Annotated in this window: 19 protein-coding genes; 3 read left to right on the plus strand and 16 right to left on the minus strand. The window is 68.0% G+C overall.

Annotated features, from left to right (window positions below; all coding sequences use genetic code 11):
- Nucleotides 1–121: 121 nt before the first annotated feature.
- The 16 genes from rplT to acpP all read right to left on the minus strand — a co-directional run bounded on the left by rplT (nucleotide 122) and on the right by acpP (nucleotide 12,789).
- A complete protein-coding gene (gene rplT / locus QZ332_RS08435) occupies nucleotides 122–472 on the minus strand; it encodes a 50S ribosomal protein L20 (protein WP_295764396.1) in 351 nt (116 codons plus the stop codon).
- A gap of 23 nt (nucleotides 473–495) precedes the next feature.
- Nucleotides 496–693, minus strand: coding sequence for a 50S ribosomal protein L35 (gene rpmI / locus QZ332_RS08440; protein WP_295753651.1), 198 nt, complete (start codon nucleotides 691–693; stop codon nucleotides 496–498).
- Nucleotides 694–751: 58 nt separating this feature from the next.
- Complete coding sequence (gene infC / locus QZ332_RS08445) at nucleotides 752–1,276, minus strand: translation initiation factor IF-3 (protein ID WP_295764397.1); 525 nt, start codon at nucleotides 1,274–1,276, stop codon at nucleotides 752–754.
- A gap of 634 nt (nucleotides 1,277–1,910) precedes the next feature.
- A complete protein-coding gene (locus QZ332_RS08450) occupies nucleotides 1,911–2,363 on the minus strand; it encodes a MarR family winged helix-turn-helix transcriptional regulator (RefSeq protein ID WP_295764398.1) in 453 nt (150 codons plus the stop codon).
- A 151-nt stretch (nucleotides 2,364–2,514) separates the two neighbouring features.
- Nucleotides 2,515–2,946, minus strand: a complete 432-nt coding sequence (gene fabZ, locus QZ332_RS08455) for a 3-hydroxyacyl-ACP dehydratase FabZ (protein ID WP_363324035.1) — start codon at nucleotides 2,944–2,946, stop codon at nucleotides 2,515–2,517.
- Between the two features lie 2 nt (nucleotides 2,947–2,948).
- Nucleotides 2,949–4,190, minus strand: a complete 1,242-nt coding sequence (gene fabF, locus QZ332_RS08460; protein ID WP_295764399.1) for a beta-ketoacyl-ACP synthase II — start codon at nucleotides 4,188–4,190, stop codon at nucleotides 2,949–2,951.
- An 18-nt stretch (nucleotides 4,191–4,208) separates the two neighbouring features.
- Complete coding sequence (gene fabG, locus QZ332_RS08465; RefSeq protein WP_295764400.1) at nucleotides 4,209–4,952, minus strand: 3-oxoacyl-[acyl-carrier-protein] reductase; 744 nt, start codon at nucleotides 4,950–4,952, stop codon at nucleotides 4,209–4,211.
- Complete coding sequence (gene fabD, locus QZ332_RS08470) at nucleotides 4,949–5,890, minus strand: ACP S-malonyltransferase (protein ID WP_295764401.1); 942 nt, start codon at nucleotides 5,888–5,890, stop codon at nucleotides 4,949–4,951. Before fabD ends, fabG begins: the two co-directional genes overlap by 4 nt.
- On the minus strand, nucleotides 5,887–6,975 hold the full coding sequence (locus tag QZ332_RS08475; RefSeq protein WP_295764402.1) for a nitronate monooxygenase family protein: 1,089 nt from the start codon (nucleotides 6,973–6,975) through the stop codon (nucleotides 5,887–5,889). Before QZ332_RS08475 ends, fabD begins: the two co-directional genes overlap by 4 nt.
- Nucleotides 6,966–7,904 carry a nitronate monooxygenase gene (locus QZ332_RS08480; RefSeq protein ID WP_295764403.1) on the minus strand — a complete coding sequence of 313 codons (939 nt, stop codon included), beginning with the start codon at nucleotides 7,902–7,904 and terminating at the stop codon, nucleotides 6,966–6,968. Before QZ332_RS08480 ends, QZ332_RS08475 begins: the two co-directional genes overlap by 10 nt.
- 11 nt (nucleotides 7,905–7,915) lie before the next feature.
- Complete coding sequence (locus QZ332_RS08485; protein ID WP_295764404.1) at nucleotides 7,916–8,866, minus strand: beta-ketoacyl-ACP synthase 3; 951 nt, start codon at nucleotides 8,864–8,866, stop codon at nucleotides 7,916–7,918.
- Complete coding sequence (locus QZ332_RS08490; RefSeq protein ID WP_295764405.1) at nucleotides 8,863–9,687, minus strand: acetyl-CoA carboxylase carboxyltransferase subunit alpha; 825 nt, start codon at nucleotides 9,685–9,687, stop codon at nucleotides 8,863–8,865. The genes QZ332_RS08485 and QZ332_RS08490 overlap by 4 nt, the downstream gene beginning before the upstream one ends.
- Nucleotides 9,684–10,538, minus strand: coding sequence for an acetyl-CoA carboxylase, carboxyltransferase subunit beta (accD, locus tag QZ332_RS08495; protein ID WP_295764406.1), 855 nt, complete (start codon nucleotides 10,536–10,538; stop codon nucleotides 9,684–9,686). Before accD ends, QZ332_RS08490 begins: the two co-directional genes overlap by 4 nt.
- Complete coding sequence (accC, locus tag QZ332_RS08500) at nucleotides 10,535–11,920, minus strand: acetyl-CoA carboxylase biotin carboxylase subunit (protein ID WP_295764407.1); 1,386 nt, start codon at nucleotides 11,918–11,920, stop codon at nucleotides 10,535–10,537. Before accC ends, accD begins: the two co-directional genes overlap by 4 nt.
- Nucleotides 11,914–12,342, minus strand: a complete 429-nt coding sequence (locus QZ332_RS08505; protein ID WP_295764408.1) for an acetyl-CoA carboxylase biotin carboxyl carrier protein subunit — start codon at nucleotides 12,340–12,342, stop codon at nucleotides 11,914–11,916. The genes accC and QZ332_RS08505 overlap by 7 nt, the downstream gene beginning before the upstream one ends.
- Before the next feature lie 216 nt (nucleotides 12,343–12,558).
- Nucleotides 12,559–12,789 carry an acyl carrier protein gene (acpP, locus tag QZ332_RS08510; RefSeq protein ID WP_295764409.1) on the minus strand — a complete coding sequence of 77 codons (231 nt, stop codon included), beginning with the start codon at nucleotides 12,787–12,789 and terminating at the stop codon, nucleotides 12,559–12,561.
- 215 nt (nucleotides 12,790–13,004) lie between these two features.
- Between acpP and trkA the strand changes: the two genes are divergently transcribed.
- From trkA to QZ332_RS08525, 3 genes are read left to right on the plus strand one after another with little or no spacing between them, the layout of a single operon-like run.
- Nucleotides 13,005–14,375, plus strand: coding sequence for a Trk system potassium transporter TrkA (trkA, locus tag QZ332_RS08515; protein WP_295764410.1), 1,371 nt, complete (start codon nucleotides 13,005–13,007; stop codon nucleotides 14,373–14,375).
- Between the two features lie 13 nt (nucleotides 14,376–14,388).
- Nucleotides 14,389–15,843 (plus strand): TrkH family potassium uptake protein, encoded by a 1,455-nt coding sequence (locus QZ332_RS08520; protein ID WP_295764411.1) that lies wholly within the window; start codon nucleotides 14,389–14,391, stop codon nucleotides 15,841–15,843.
- 19 nt (nucleotides 15,844–15,862) lie between these two features.
- On the plus strand, nucleotides 15,863–16,096 hold the full coding sequence (locus tag QZ332_RS08525) for a hypothetical protein (RefSeq protein WP_295764412.1): 234 nt from the start codon (nucleotides 15,863–15,865) through the stop codon (nucleotides 16,094–16,096).
- Nucleotides 16,097–16,201 lie beyond the last annotated feature (105 nt).

Genomic DNA, 16,201 nt, shown 5'->3' on the forward strand with positions numbered 1-16,201 from the left:
TCCTGGGTCCCTCTCGTAGCTCTCTTCCTTCCCGTCGAGGAAGTCCCCTCTCCTTCCTCGACACGCCGAAAGGACTTCGGGAACGCTTCCGAAGTCCTTTCCATCTCCTCTCGAAGGACCGTCACGCCTTCTTGGCGATCTCGGTGAGCTGGGTGAAGGCGGCGGCGTCGCTGACGGCCAGCTCGGCCAGCATCTTGCGGTTGATCTCCACGCCGGCGGTCTTCAGCCCGTGCATGAAGGTGGAATAGTTCATCCCGTTGAGCTTGCAGGCGGCGGAGATGCGGGTGATCCACAGGGAGCGGAAATCGCGCTTCTTCAGCCTGCGGCCGGTGTAAGCATAGCTCAGGGACTTCATGACGGCCTGGTTGGCCACGCGGAAGTGCTTGGACTTGGAGCCCCAATAGCCCTTCGCCAGCTTCAGGACCTTATTCCTTCTCTTGCGCGTCATCATCGCGCCCTTGACTCTAGCCATTCTAAAAAGCCTCCTTTTCTAACTCACTTGTACGGGATCATCTTGCGGATGGCGTCCACGTTGGTGGCGTCGGCATAGCCGCCGGTGCGCAGGCGGCGGGTCCGCTTGGTGTCCTTCTTGGTCAGGATGTGACTTTTAAAGGCTTTGGCGCGCTTGACCTTCCCGGTCTTGGTGAGGTTGAACCTCTTCTTGGCGCCGCTGTGGGTCTTCAGTTTCGGCATAACGATCGACTCCTTCCGTAATGTTGAACATCTTTGGTCCGGGCGGGCCCTCCGCCCGTCATTTACCGGCCTTGGGAGAGAGGAAGATGGACATCATCCGTCCCTCCAGCTTGGCAGGCCGGTCCAGATTGGCAATCTCGGCGCACTGCTCGGCGAAGCGGGTCAAAAGATCCCGCCCGATATCGGTGTGCGCCATCTCGCGGCCGCGGAAACGAACAGAGACCTTGACCCGATTGCCGTCGGCGATGAACTTCTGGGCATTCCGGAGCTTCGTGTTGAAGTCCCCGATGTCGATGCCCGGGGACATCCGGATCTCCTTGATCTCCACCACGTGCTGGTTCTTCCTAGCCTCTTTCTCCCGCTTGCTCTGCTCGAACCGGAACTTCCCATAGTTCATCAGCTTGCACACCGGCGGGGTGGCCTGGGGCGAGATCTTGACCAAGTCCAGATTCTGTTCTTCGGCGATCTTCAGCGCCTGCACAGGGGCCATGATGCCCAGCTGCTCGCCCGCGGGACCGATCAGCCGGATCTCCTTGTCGCCGATGCTCTCATTCAGTTCATGCACTTGCTTACTAATGGTCAAAGCACCTCCATCCTTAAAATCACAAAACGCGGACGCCCTGAAGCATCCGCGCAGCAACGGGCCGCCTTTGGCAGGCAGCTCGTGGTTCTCGTTCTTGACCTCTTCGCTCTGCGCTGGAGGTGAGGCGGATGCGATCAGCCTTCTTCGTTTTGTAAGCCTTAGTATATCAGCCCCCGGTCCCTTTGTCAACGAATATCTTTCGCTTTTTTGAATAGATCTCACAGCCTTTGGCAAGAATAGTCCTGTACTCACTGGAGGACGCCTTCCAGCCGGCCGGGTACCGGGAGACCGCCCCCGGCCGCCGGAAGGCATCTGCCAGAGTCGAAAGGAGGTGTTCTCATGGAGAACCGTGACCAGAAGCAGAACCAGCGCGAGCAGGATCAGCAGAACAACCAGAAGGAGCAGCGCAACCAGAAGGAGAACCGCAAGTGACCGCTCCTCCTTTTCTTCGAGAACAGGCGGCAGGTCTTCGACCTGCCGCCTGTTTTTCAGCCTGCCGGAACAGCCGTCCCGGCAGACCGGGCAAATTTCCAGAAGGTCACAAACCTCCTGAGAGCTCATGACCTGGACGGTGCAGGAGGCCCTCCCTCCCCGCCGGCCCTCCGCCGTTTTTGCCGGTCCGCCGGGGCAGGGATCACTCCGCCTCCGGCGGGAGGCCCACCTCCGGCATCAGCTCCCGGCTGACGATCTGCAGCATCGCCTCCAGCTGCCTGCACTCCTCCGGAGTGAAACGGGCCTTGACCCGGTCCATCACCATATCGATGTAATCGCTGGAGATGTTATAGTAGTCGATGTATTTCTGGGTGGGCACCAGGTGGTATTCCCGCCGGTCGCTGGGCGACTGGACCTTGCGGACATAGCCCTTCTTCACCAGGCTGTTGACCTTATAGGCCGCGTTGGGCGGGGAGATGCGCATGAAACCGGCGAACTCGTTCACCGTGGGGCTCCCCAGCGCCTGGATGGACTCCATGCAGAAGGTCTCCACCGTGGTCAGGCTGGCCTCCCGGTCCTGGAACCGCCGGAAGATCTCCTGATAAAAATGCAGCTTGAACTTCGAGTACACACTGTTGAATGCCTGCTCCAGCATGGTGCTCCTCCCTCCCGCCGTATCGATCCCGCTCCGATCCTGCCGCAGGCGCGAAACGCCTCCGGGCCCTATCCCCAGGCCCGGGCAGGACGGCCGTCCACGGCTATTATAACCGGCCCCGCCGAAAAAGGCAACCGGGGGCTCCCGCTCTTCACCGGATGGCAAAGGTCAGCTCCGCCGTGACGGCCGTCTCGCCGTCCACCGTGGCGACGCATTCCCCCACGCCGATGGGGCCCTTCCGCTTCGTCAGGCGGCATTCCAGCTCCACCACGTCGCCGGGGACCACCTGGCGCTTGAAGCGGGCGTCCTTCACCCGGCCCAGGAAGGCCAGCTTCCCCCGGTCCTCCGGCACGGCCAGCACCGCCACGCCCCCCACCTGGGCCAGGGCCTCGATGAGGAGCACCCCGGGCATGACGTGCTTCTGGGGGAAATGGCCCTGGAAAAAGGGCTCGTTCACCGTGACGCACTTCACGCCCTTCGCCCACCGGCCCGGCTCGCCGTCCACGATCTTGTCGACCAGGGCGAAGGGATAGCGGTGGGGCAGGATCTGCGCGATCTGATCGGAATCATACTGCATCCCCATGCTCACGCCTCCCATCTCTTGAACAGCAGACTGCCGTTGTGCCCGCCGAAGCCCAGGGAATTGGACATGGCGCAGCGCAGCTCCGCCTCCCGGCCCCTGCCCGGCGTCACATCCAGGTCGCACTCCGGGTCCGGGACCTGGTAGTTGATCGTCGCGGGGATATAGCCGTCCCGCAGGGCCAGGGCGGTGAAGATGGCCTCCACCGCGCCCGCCGCGCCCAGCATATGGCCGGTCATGGACTTCGTGGAGCTGACCGCCAGACGGTAGGCGTGGCCGCCGAAGACGGTCTTGATCGCGGCGGTCTCCCCGGCGTCGTTCAGGTGGGTGGAGGTGCCGTGGGCATTGATATAGTCCACGTCCTCCGCCGCCGCGCCGCCGTCGCGGAGGGCCATGGCCATGGCCTCCGCCCCGCCGCTGCCGTCGGGCCGGGGCGCGGTCATGTGATAGGCGTCGCAGGTCGCGCCGTAGCCGGACACCTCCGCGTAAATCTTCGCGCCCCGGGCCAGGGCATGGTCCAGCTCCTCCAGCAGGAGGATGCCCGCCCCCTCCCCCATGACGAAGCCGCTCCGCTCCGCGTCGAAGGGGATGGAGGCCCGGCTGGGGTCCGTGCTCTGGGACAGGGCCTTCATGGAGGTGAAGCCGCCCACCGCCAGGGGGGTCAGCGCCGCCTCGGCCCCGCCGCAGAGCATCGCCTCGGCATAGCCGTCCCGGATATAGTGGAAGGCGTCGCCCACGGCGTTGGTGCCCCCGGCGCAGGCCGTGACCGGGCAGGAGCACATCCCCCGGAAGCCGGCGTCGATCGCGACCCGCCCGGCTCCCATGTTGCAGATGCCCGTGGGGATGAAGAAGGGCGACACCCGGTCCCAGCCCCGGGCGAGGCCCCGATCGTGCTCCTCCTCCGTGATGCCGATGCCGCCGATGCCGCTGGAGACGATGACGCCGCACCGCCTCGGATCGGCGTCCTCGGCCCGGAAGCCGCTGTCCGCCAGCGCCTCCCTGGCGGCGGCCAGGGCGAACTGGGTGAAGCGGCCCATGCGCTTGGCCTCCGGCTTGCCGAAGAGGGCCTCAGGGGAGAAGCCCTTGACCTCCGCGGCCAGCCGGACCTTCATCCCGGCGGGATCGTAGCCGGTGATGGGTCCGATGCCGCAGACGCCCTCGCGGACGGCCCGCCAGCTCTCCCCGGCGGTGAGGCCCAGGGGCGTGACGGCCCCGAGGCCGGTGATCACGACTCTGCGTCGTTCCATAGTCAAACCTCTTTTCTGTCACATTGCCATGCCGCCGTCCACCGCCAGGACCTGGCCGGTGATATAAGCGGCCTCGTCGCTGGCCAGGAAGGCCACGGCCTTCGCCACGTCCTCCGGCCCGCCCAGGCGGCCCATGGGGATGGCGCTCCGGGCGGCGGTCCGGGCCGCGTCCGTCATGGCGGCGGTCATGTCCGTCTCGATGAAGCCGGGGGCCACGGCGTTGACGCCGATCCCCCGGGCGGCCAGCTCCTTCGCCAGGGACTTCGTCATGCCGACGATCCCGGCCTTGCTGGCGGCGTAGTTCACCTGCCCGGCGTTGCCCCGCAGGCCCACCACGCTGCTCAGGTTCACGATGCGGCCCTGGCGCCGCTTCAGCATCAGGCGGCTGACGGCCTTCATGCAGAGGAAGGCCCCCTTCAGGTTGGCGGCGATCACCGCGTCGAAGTCCTCCTCGCTCATCCGCATGACCAGGCCGTCCCGCGTGATCCCGGCGTTGTTCACCAGGATATCGATCTGGCCGAACCGTTCCACGGCGGCCAGGACCAGCGCGTCCACCTGCGCGGCGTCGGACACGTCGCACCGGACGGCCAGGGCCTGGGCCCCCAGGGCCTCCACGGCCCGGACGGTCTCCTGCGCCGCCGCCTCGTTCCCGGCGTAGCAGAGCGCCACGTTGGCCCCGCCCTTCGCCAGCTCCAGGCAGACGGCCCGGCCGATGCCCCGGCTCCCCCCGGTGACGACGGCGGTCTTCCCTTCGAGATTCATAGCGTCCCCTCCTCGACTGCCCGCTCCAGGGCCTCCACGTCCCCCACGGTCTCCACCGCCCGGACCGGGAAGCCGGGGAGCGTCTTCTTCACGAAGCCGCTGAGGGCCTTGCCCGGGCCGATCTCCACGATGCCGTCCAGGCCCAGCTCCCCCATGCGGCGGATGGAATCCTCCATATAGACGCTGCTCTGGACCTGGCGGACCAGCAGGGCGGGGATGCTGTCCCCGTCCCCCTTCTCCCGGCCCAGGCAGTTGAAGAGCACGGGGATCTGGGGCTCCCGGAGGGGGACGGTCCGCAGATACGCCTCCAGCGCCTCCCCGGCGGGGGCCATCAGCGGCGTGTGGAAGGGCCCGCTGACCTTCAGGGGCAGGCAGCGCTTCGCGCCCTTCTCCTTGGCCAGGGCGGCGGCCCGCCCCACAGCCGCCGCCTCCCCGCCGATGACCAGCTGGCCGGGGCAGTTGTAGTTGGCGATGACCACCGTGCCAAGGCCGGACGCCTCGTCACAGGCATCCTGCAGCGGCCCCCGCTCCAGGCCCAGGACCGCCGTCATGGCGCTCTCCCGCCCGGCGGCGGCCTCCTCCATGGCCCTGCCGCGGAACGCGGTCAGGCGCACGGCGGTCCCGGCGTCGAAGGTCCCGGCGGCGTGGAGGGCGGAGTACTCCCCCAGGGAGAGGCCCGCCGCTGCCGCGGGGACGATCCCCCGCTCCCGCAGCACCGCCGTCAGCCCGGCGGCGAAGGCCGTCATGCACGGCTGGGTATAGCGGGTCCGGTCCAAGATCCCCTCCGGGTCCTGGAAGCAGGTCCGCTTCAAATCGAACTCCAAGTCCGCCTGAGCGGCGTCGAACACCGCCCGGAAGGCGGGGTACGCCTCGTACAGGTCCTCCCCCATACCGGGATGCTGGCTGCCCTGTCCGGCATATAAGAAACCGAGCTTCATCGCGCGGCCCTCCATTCGTTCATGATCTGGTCCATCTGCTCCCGCACCGTGGAGAGGGTGCGGATCTCCCCGGCGTTGGCCCCGCAGAAGAAAAGGCCATTCTCCCGATCCCCCTCCACGGCGGCGATCAGCGCCTTGGAGATGCAGTAGGGGGCGGTCCTGCAGTCGCAGGCGGCAAGACAGCGGTCGCAGCGCTCGATCCCGGGCTGGGTCCCCGCCTCCACCCGGCGGATCAGCGGGCTCCTCAGCGCCCGGCCCGGCATCCCCACGGGGCTTTGGACGATGGTGATGTCCTCCGCCTCCGCGTCCAGCAGGGCCTTTTTGAACCCTTCGCTGGCGTCGCACTCCTCCGTGGCGATGAAGCGGGTGGCGAACTGGGCGCCGGCGGCGCCCTCGTCCATATAGCGGCGCATCTCCCCGCCGTCCTTCACGCCGCCCGCCACGAAGACCGGGATGTCCCGCCCGTACTCCTCCCGGAAGGGGGCCAGGGACTCCAGCACCTCTCCCAGGAGGGCGGAGAGGGGCCTCGGCCGTCCGGCCTGGGCCTCTTTGGCCTCCTCGGGGGTAAAGCCCAGGTGTCCCCCGGCCAGGGGGCCCTCCAGGACCACGAAGTCCGGGACCCGGCCATAGCGCCGGTGCCACAGCCTGCAGATCAGGGCGGCGGAGCGTCCCCCGCTGACCACCGGGGCCAGGGCCGCGTCGCTCTGCGGCACCTCCGCCGCCAGGGCGGGCAGGTCCCGGGGCAGCCCCGCGCCGCACACCACGGCGTCCGCCCCCGCCCGGAGGGCGGTCCGCACGCTGTCGGCGTACTGGGCGGCGGCCACCATGACGTTCACGGCCACGAGGCCCGCGCCCTTCGCGGTCTCCTTGGCCCGCCGGACCTGCCGGGCCAGGGCCCGGAGGTTGGCCCCCCGGGGATCTTGCCGGAAGTCCGGCTCCCGGAAGCCGCAGAAGGCGGCGGAGAGGGTCCCCATGCCGCCCTGGGCGGCCACGGCCCCCGCCAGGCGCTCCAGGCTGACGCCGATGCCCATGCCCCCCTGGACGATGGGCAGGGGCAGGACCTTCCCCCGGATCGTCACTGCCATCCCCGTGCCACCTGCTCCAGGACGGCCTTCCCTCCGCCGCAGAGCTCCTCGAAGATCTGCCGGACGGGCCGGATCTCATGGAGCAGGCCCGCGGCCTGGCCCATCATCACGCTGCCGCGCTCCACGTCGCCCTCCAGCACGGCCCGGCGGAGCCCTCCCAGGGTGACGGTCTCCAGCTCCTCCAGGGTCGCGCCCCGCTTCTCCAGGGCCAGGTACTCCCGGGCCATCTTGTTCTTCAGCACCCGCACCGGCCCGCCGATGGAGCGGCCCGTGACGGTGGTGTCGGAGTCCTTGGCCTTCAGCACGGCCTGCTTGTAGTTGTCATGGATGGGGCACTCCCGGCTCGCCAGCAGGCAGGTGCCCACCTGCACGCCGCAGGCCCCCAGGGCCAGCGCCGCCGCCATCTGCCGCCCGTCGGCGATGCCCCCCGCGGCGATGACGGGCACGTCCACCGCGTCCGCCACCTGGGGGACCAGGGCCATGGTGGTCATCTCCCCCACGTGGCCGCCGGACTCCGTGCCCTCGGCGATGAAGGCGTCCACGCCGTAGCGGGTCAGCCGCTTCGCCAGCACCGCCGCCGCCACGACGGGGATGACCTTGACGCCGGCCTCCTTCCAGGCGGGGATGTACTGTCCGGGGTTCCCCGCGCCGGTGGTGACCACCCGGACGCCCTCGTCCAGGATGACCTGGGCGATATCGGCGGCATAGGGGCTCATCAGCATCAGGTTCACGCCGAAGGGCTTCTCCGTCCGCTCCTTGGCCCGGCGGATCTCCCGGCGGAGCCGGTCCGCGTCCCAGCCGCCGGTGGCGATCATGCCCAGGGCCCCGGCGTTGGAGCAGGCGGCGGCGAACTCACCGGTGGCGATGTTGGCCATGCCGCCCTGGATGATGGGGAATTCCGTCCCCAGGATCTCATTCAACTTTTTCACAGGCTTACTCCTCATACAAACTCGATCAGGCACCCGCCCCAGGTCAGTCCGCCGCCGAAGCCCACGGCCAGGATGCGGCTGCCGGGGCCCGCCCTCCCCTGACGGCGCAGCTCGCTGAGGACCAGCGGGATGCTAGCGGCGGAGGTGTTGCCGTATTCGGCGATGTTCTTATAGTACTTCTCCGGGGGGATATGATACTTGCGCACCGCCAGGTCGATGATGCGGGCGTTGGCCTGGTGGAAGACGAAGAAGTCCACGTCCTCCACCGTCCGGCCCGTCCGGCGCAGCACCTGGTCCACACACCAGGGCACCGCCTCCACGGCGAACTTGAAGACCTTCGTGCCCTCCATGGACAGATAGCTGTGCTCCGCCGCCTCCGGGCCGGGGAGGTACAGCAGCTCGCTGCTCCCGTGACAGCCCAGCACGGCGGAGATGGAGGGCCAGCCCTCCCGGCACTCCACCACGGCGGCCCCGGCCCCGTCCCCGAAGAGGATGCAGGTGCTCCGGTCCCCCCAGTCGATGACGCGGCTCAGCTCCTCCGCCCCCACCACCAGGCCGAACCTCCGGGGGGCGGCGTTCAGCAGGCACTCCATGGTGTGCAGGGCGAAGAGGAAGCCGGTGCATGCCGCGTTGAGGTCGAAGCAGGGGATGTCCTCCGGCAGTCCCAGGTCCCGCTGGAGCGTACAGGCGGCGGAGGGGACCATGGTCTCCGGCGTCGCCGTGGCCACGATGCACGCGCCGATCTGCTCCGGCCCGATCCCCGCCTCTGCCAGGGCCTGCCGGGCGGCGGCGGCGATGAAGGAGGAGATGGCCTCCCCCTCGGCGCAGTGGTGCCGGGCCTTGATGCCGGTGCGGCTGGCGATCCACTCGTCGCTGGTGTCCACGATGCGCTCCAGGTCCTGATTGGTGACGCGCCTGCCGGGCACGCCCCGGCCGGTCCCTCGGATCTTGATCCCGTTCATGGCTCCTCCTTGGGGGCCTTTGGCGGCACGCCCATCTTCCTGAATTTTTGATAACGTCCCGCCGCCAGGCCCTGCCCGCTTTCCTTCAGCAGGGCGGCCAGGTGGCGGCTGACGGCCCGGTCCACTTCCCGGAAGGTCCGGCCGGGATCCAGGTGCGCCCCGCCCTCCGGCTCCGGGACGATGTCGTCCACCACGCCCAGGGCCAGCAGGTCCGGTGCAGTGAGCTTCATCATCCCGCACGCCTCGTCGTGCCGGGAGGCGTCCTTCCACAGGATGGACGCGAAGCCCTCGGGGGACAAGATGGCGTAGACCGCGTCCTCCAGCATCAGCACCCGGTCGGCCACGGCCAGGGCCAGCGCCCCGCCGCTGTTGCCCTCGCCGGTGACGACGGCGATCACGGGCACGGTGAGGCGGCTCATCTCGAAGAGGTTCCGGGCGATGGCCTCCCCCTGGCCCTTGGCCTCGGCCTCCAGGCCGGGATAGGCCCCGGAGGTGTCGATGAAGGTGATGACGGGGCGGCGGAACTTCTCCGCCTGCTTCATCAGCCGCAGGGCCTTCCGATAGCCCTCCGGCCCCGGCATCCCGAAATTGCAGCGGATGCTCTCCTCCGCCGTTTTGCCCTTCCGGGTGCCGATCACGGTGACGGGGCGGTCGTGGTACAGCGCCACGCCGCCCAGGATGGCCGGGTCCTCCCGGCAGAGGCGGTCGCCCTTCTGCTCGAAGAAATCCGTGAAGAGAGCGCCGATGTAGTCGGTGATGTTGGGCCGCTGGGGGTGCCGCGCTATGGCGACCCGCTGGGCGGCGGTGAGCTCGTTGCTCATGGGCGTCCTCCCTTCTCATGGAGCCGGAGGAGCCGGGCCAGGGTGTCCCGGAGCTCCCCGCGGGGGACCACCGCGTCCACGAAGCCGTGCTCCTCCTGGTATTCCGCGCGCTGGAAGCCCTCCGGCAGGGTCTCGCCGATGGTCTGCTGGATCACCCGGGGCCCGGCAAAGCCGATCAAAGCCCCCGGCTCCGCCAGGATGATGTCCCCCAGGGAGGCGAAGCTGGCAGTGACGCCGCCGGTGGTGGGGTCCGTCAGGACGGAGATATACAGCAGTCCCTTCTCCGCGAACCGGGCCAGGGCCGCGCTGGTCTTCGCCATCTGCATGAGGGACAAGATCCCCTCCTGCATCCGGGCCCCGCCGCTGGCGGAGAAGAGGATCAGCGGCAGGCGGTCCTTCGCCGCGTGCTCCACCGCCAGGGCGATCTTCTCCCCCACGGCGGCGCTCATGCTGCCGCACAGGTAGCGGCTGTCCAGCACGCCCACGACGCACCGGCGGCCCCCGATGGTCCCCACGGCGGTGACGGCGGCCTCGGTGAGGCCCGTCTTCCGCTGGGCGGCCCGCTGCTTCTCCCGATAGCCGGGGAAGGACAGCGGGTCCGCGGCGGGGAGCTTCTCGTTCAGCTCCCGGAAGCTGCCGGGATCGAGGATGGTGCTGAGGCGGTAATAGGCCCCGATGGGGAAATGATGGCCGCAGAGGGGGCAGACGGACAGGGCCGCCGCCACGTCCCTGCGCTGGCTCTCCCCGCCGCAGCGCGGGCAGGAGACCCGCTGGTCCCCGGGGACGTAGTTGTCCCGGATGGCCTTCATGGCCAGGAGCCGGGCCCGGCGCTTGGCAAAGATACCGTTCATGTCTCAGCCTCCCTCTCCCCCACCCGGCGGCTGAACTCCAGCAGCTCGGGCAGGTGGGTGTCCAGGAACGCCGTGGTGCAGCGGCCCCGGACGAACACGGGGTGATAGAGGATCTCATAGGACAGCTCCGCGTTGGTGGGGAAGCCCTCCAGCGTGAACTCCTCCAGGCAGCGGCGCATCTTGCGGATGGCCTCCAGCCGGGTGGCCCCATGGGCCAGGAGCTTGGCGGCCAGGGAATCGTAATAGGGGGACATGACGCACCCGTTATACAGGCAGGAGTCCACCCGGACCCCCGTGCCGCCGGGGAAGTGGAGGAACTCCACCTTGCCGGGGCAGGGGCGGAACTCCGCCGCCGGGTCCTCGGCGTTCACCCGGCACTCGATGGCGCAGCCCCGGACCATGACGTCCTCCTGGGTGAAGTCCAGGGGCAGGCCGGAGGCGATCCGCAGCTGCTGGCGCACCAGGTCCACGCCGGTGACCAGCTCCGTGACGCCGTGCTCCACCTGGATGCGGGTGTTCATCTCCATGAAGTAGAACGCCTCCCCGTCCACCAGGAACTCCACGGTCCCCGCGCCCTCATAGCCCACGGCTCCCGCCGCCCGCACGGCGGCTTCCCCCATGGCCTCCCGGAGAGCGGGGCGCAGGCCGGGGGCGGGGGCCTCCTCGATCAGCTTCTGGTTCCTGCGCTGGACGGAGCAGTCCCGGTCCCCCAGGTGGACGATATGGCCCTGGCGGTCCGCCAGGATCTGGACCTCCACGTGCCGGGGGGCCAGCACCAGCTTCTCCAGGTACATCTCGCCGCTGCCAAAGCAGGCGGCGGCCTCCGCCCTGGCCTCGTCATAAGCGGCCGGGAGGTCCTCCGGGCGGTCACAGCGGCGGATCCCCCGCCCCCCGCCGCCGGCGGAGGCCTTCAGCAGCACCGGCCAGCCCACGCTCTCCGCCGCCGCCAGGGCCTCCTCCGCAGAGGCCACGGGGCCGTCGGACCCCGGCGTCACCGGCACCCCGGCGGCGCGCATCCGGCTCCTGGCGGCGGACTTGGAGCCCGCCTTGCGGATGGCGTCCCCGGAGGGGCCGATGAAGGCCAGCCCCTCCCGGGCACAGGCGTCGGCCAGCTCCGCGTTCTCGGACAGGAAGCCATAGCCGGGATGGACGCCGTCGCAGCCCGTCGCCAGGGCCGCCGTCAGGAGGGCGTCCTGGTTGAGGTAGCTGTCCGCCGCCCGCGCCGGGCCGATGCAGACGGACTCCGTGGCCAGCTGGACATGGAGGGCCTCGGCGTCCGCCTCGGAGTATGCGGCCACGGTCTCGATCCCCAGCTCCCGGCAGGCCCGGAGGATCCGGAGGGCGATCTCCCCCCGGTTGGCGATCAGGACCCGCCTCAGCATGGTTCGTAGCGCATCAGCGCCTCGCCGAAGGCCGCCAGGTCGCCGTTGGCCTTCAGGATGGCCGCGATCACGCAGTCGCAGGGGGCGGGGACCTCGATCATGGTCTTCATCGCCTCCAGCAGACACACGGTCTGGCCCTTCGCCACTTTGTCGCCCACGGAGACGAAGGGGGGCTGCTCCGGAGCTGGGGCGGCGTAGAAGGTGCCCACCAGCGGAGCGGGGATGACGGGGCCCTCCTCCGTTTTGACAGGGCCTCCCTCCGCCTTGGCGGGGATCCCCGCCGGGGCCGCCGCCGGCACGGCGGCGGCCCCGGGGACGGCCTTCCCCAATTCTATCGTAAGGTCCCCCTGGGACAGCTTCAGCGTCTGCAGGCCGCTGCTGTCGAAGCGGGCCATCAAGTCATAAAGTTCCTGGTTGGTCATGTTCGTTCCTTTCCAGGCGTCCCGCCCCGCTTCGGTCGGCGGGGCGGCGCTTCGCAGGGTTTTCCCCGCTCCCCCCTCCGTCCCGCCCCGGTCCGGCGGGAGGCCGCAGGGCGGCAGGACCGCCAAAGGCCGCGCCGCGGACACGGCGGGGGCGGAGGGGGAGCGGATGCCCGGCGTCCGCCGGGCGCAGCGGGATGTAGGGCACGGCGGCGCGGATCAGGCCTTGTGGGCCTCCAGGTATCTCACGATATCGCCCACGGTCTTCAGTCCCTCCACATCGGCGTCGGCGATGGTGATGCCGCTGGCCTCTTCCAGGGCCATGACCAGCTCCACAGCAGCCAGGGAATCCGCCCCCAGATCGTCGGCCAGGGACGCCTCCAGCGTCACCTGCTCCGCCTCACAGCCCAGGGTCTCCACGATGATATCGCGTACGCTCTCGAATTCCATTTGAGGTCCTCCATATTCGTCGAAATGTCAATTATTTTAACTAAAATAATTTAATTAAAATAATTGAACTTATTCTACACAGGGAACCACCCTTTGTCAAGGAAAATTTTTGCGGTCCGGGCCTTCCCTTTTTTGTGGATCTCTTATATAATCGGGGTATCGCTCTTCGTATCCTCCGGGGCCCTCCGCCCCGGGCCGTCTTTTTGGAGGCAAGCATGAAGATCATCATCGTAGGCGCGGGCAAGGTGGGCTCCGCCCTGACGCAGCAGCTCTCTGCCGACGGGCACAACGTCACCGTCGTGGACCAGGACCCCCGGCTGATCGACAACATCATCAACATCTATGACGTCATGGGCGTCTGCGGGAACGGCGCGGTCTACGGCGTGCAGAAAGAGGCCGAGGTGGAGAAGGCGGAGCTTTTGATCGCCACCACCTCCAGCGACGAGCTGAACATCCTCTCCTGCCTGGTCGCCAAGAAGCTGGGGGCCAGACACACCATCGCCCGCATCCGCAACCCGGAGTATGAGAAGCAGCTCCGCTTCATGCGGGACGAGCTGGGATTGTCCATGGCCATCAACCCGGAGCGGGCCGCCGCCCGGGAGATCGCCCGGGTGCTCCGCTTCCCCGCCGCCATGAAGGTGGAGACCTTCTCCAAGGGGCGGCTGGAGCTGGTGGAATACCGCCTCCCCGCCGACTCGGCCCTGGACGGCCTCCAGCTGGCGGACCTGTACCGGAACGTCCGGGTCCGGGTGCTGATCTGCGCCGTGGCCCGGAAGGGGGAGACCATCATCCCCTCCGGCGACTTCGTCCTCCGGGCGGGGGACAAGATCTACCTCACCTCCTCCCCGGACCAGCTGGCCCAGTTCTTCCGCCACCTGGGGGTCTTCCGCTCCAAGGCGTCCACCGTCATGGTGGTGGGGGCCAGCAAGATCTGCTACTACCTGACCAGCGAGCTTTTGAACATGGGCATGGACGTGAAGATCATCGACCGGGACGAGCAGCGCTGCATCCGGATGGGCGAACAGCTCCCCAAGGCCCTGGTCATCGTGGGGGACGGCACCGACAGCGACCTCCTCCATGAGGAGGGCATCGGCCAGACCGACGCCTTCGTGGCGATCACCGGGATCGACGAGGCCAACATCCTCATGAGCATGTGCGCCGCCAAGGAGTCCGGGAACAAGTGCAAGGTGGTGGCGAAGATCAACCGCAAGTCCCTGGTGGATCTGGTGAGCAACGAGAGCATGATCGACAGCGTCATCTCCGCCCGCTCCACCACCACGGAGCTGATCGTCCAATACGTCCGGGCCATGGAGAGTGCCTCCGGCGCGAAGATCAAGACCCTCCACCGCCTGGTGGACGGCGCGGTGGAGGCCCTGGAGTTCGGCGTGCCGGCGGACGTGCCCTTCATCGGCGTGCCGCTGAAGGACCTGAAGCTCCGCAACGGCCTCCTGCTCGCCGGCATCGTCCAGCGCAATGGGAAGATCGTCATCCCCTCCGGCAGCGACTCCCTGAACGCGGGGGACGACGTGATCGTGGTCACCACGGACACCTCGCTCCAGGACATCCACGACATCTTACAGGACTAAGGAGGGCGGCCCCTTGAACTATCGAATGATCGGCTTCGTCATCGGCCGCATCCTGTGGACCGAGGCGGCGCTGCTGTCCCTGCCCGCCCTGGCGGCGCTGCTGTACCGGGAGTCGGCCTTCCCCTTCCTGATCCCGGCCCTGCTCCTGCTGCTGGCGGGCCTGCCCCTCCGGGCCCGGCCCAAGCAGACGGCCCTCTACGCCCGGGACGGCTTCGCCGTGGTGGCCCTGGCCTGGCTGCTGATGAGCGCCTTCGGCGCCCTGCCCTTCGTGATCTCCGGCTACATCCCCAACTTCATCGACGCGTTCTTCGAGACCGTCTCCGGCTTCACCACCACCGGGGCCACGATCCTCACCGCGGTGGAGCCCCTGGGCCAGGGCGTGCTGTTCTGGCGGAGCTTCACCCACTGGATCGGCGGCATGGGCGTGCTGGTGTTCGTCATGGCGGTGCTGCCCATGACGGACGGCCACGGGATGCACCTGCTCCGGGCGGAGATGCCGGGCCCGTCCGTGGGCAAGCTGGTCAGCCGCATGAGCGACACCGCCAAGATCCTCTACGGCATCTACCTGGTGATGACGCTCGTGGAGATCGTGCTGCTGCTCCTGGGCGGGATGCCGCTGTTCGACGCCTGCATCCACTCCTTCGGTTCCGCCGGCACCGGCGGCTTCAGCAACAAGGACCTCAGCGTGGGGGCTTACGACAGTGCCTATTTCGACGTGGTCATCGGCGTGTTCATGCTGCTCTTCGGCGTGAACTTCAACCTGTACTACTTCCTGCTCGTCCGCCGCTTCCGGGACGTGTTCCGCTCCGAGGAGCTGTGGGCCTATCTCGCCATCGTGGGCTCCGCCGTGGCGGCCATCGCGGCGGATACATATCATCTCTACGGCTCCGCCATCCGGAGCCTGCGCTATTCCTTCTTCCAGGTGTCCTCCATCATCACCACCACCGGCTATGCCACCGCGGACTTCGAGCTCTGGCCCACCTTCTCCAAGGGGATCTTGGTGGTGCTGATGTTCATCGGGGCCTGCGCCGGGTCCACCGGCGGCGGCATCAAGGTGGCCCGGATCGTCATCCTGGCCAAGACCTCCTGGGGGGACATGCGCAAGATGCTCCACCCCAACGCCGTCACCACCACCCGCTTCGAGGGCAAGGCCCTGACGGACAAGCACATCCGCAGCGTGCACCTGTTCATCACGGTGTACCTGCTGGTGTTCACGGCCTCCTTCCTGCTGCTGAGCCTGGAGCAGTTCGACCTCATCACCACCTTCACGGCGCTGACGGCCTGCATCAACAACATCGGGCCGGGCCTGGGGGCCGTGGGGCCCACGGGGAACTTCTCGCAGTTCTCCTGGGCGTCCAAGCTCCTGCTGTCCTTCGACATGCTGGTGGGGCGGCTGGAGATCTTCCCCATGCTGCTGCTGTTCGCGCCGTCCATCTGGAAGCGGCGGCGGATCGTCCGGCGGATGTGACGGAAAGGAGCCAAGCCTTATGAGACCTTTCGCCATCGCGCAGATCGTCCTGTCCGTTTCCGTGATTGTGCTGGCGCTCCTCCAGCTGACCGGGGCCTGGCCAAACGCCATCTATCTGTATGAACCCCTGATCGGCGTCGTGCTGCTGGTGCAGGCGGCCCAAAATTGGAACAAGAGCCGGCCCCTCGCCTATTTTTCCCTCTTCGTATCGATCCTGCTCTTCGGAACGACGGCCTATATCGTCCTCCGCTGAACCTCTCTTTGTCCTAAGAACGGGGACAGGTCCCGAGGCTGAAAGCCTCGGGACCTGTTCGCTCATATCGTTTCTTTAGATCCTAACTCCTCGTCCCTGATCCCG

The organism is uncultured Oscillibacter sp. (genome assembly GCF_910584465.1).
GTDB lineage: Bacteria > Bacillota > Clostridia > Oscillospirales > Oscillospiraceae > Oscillibacter.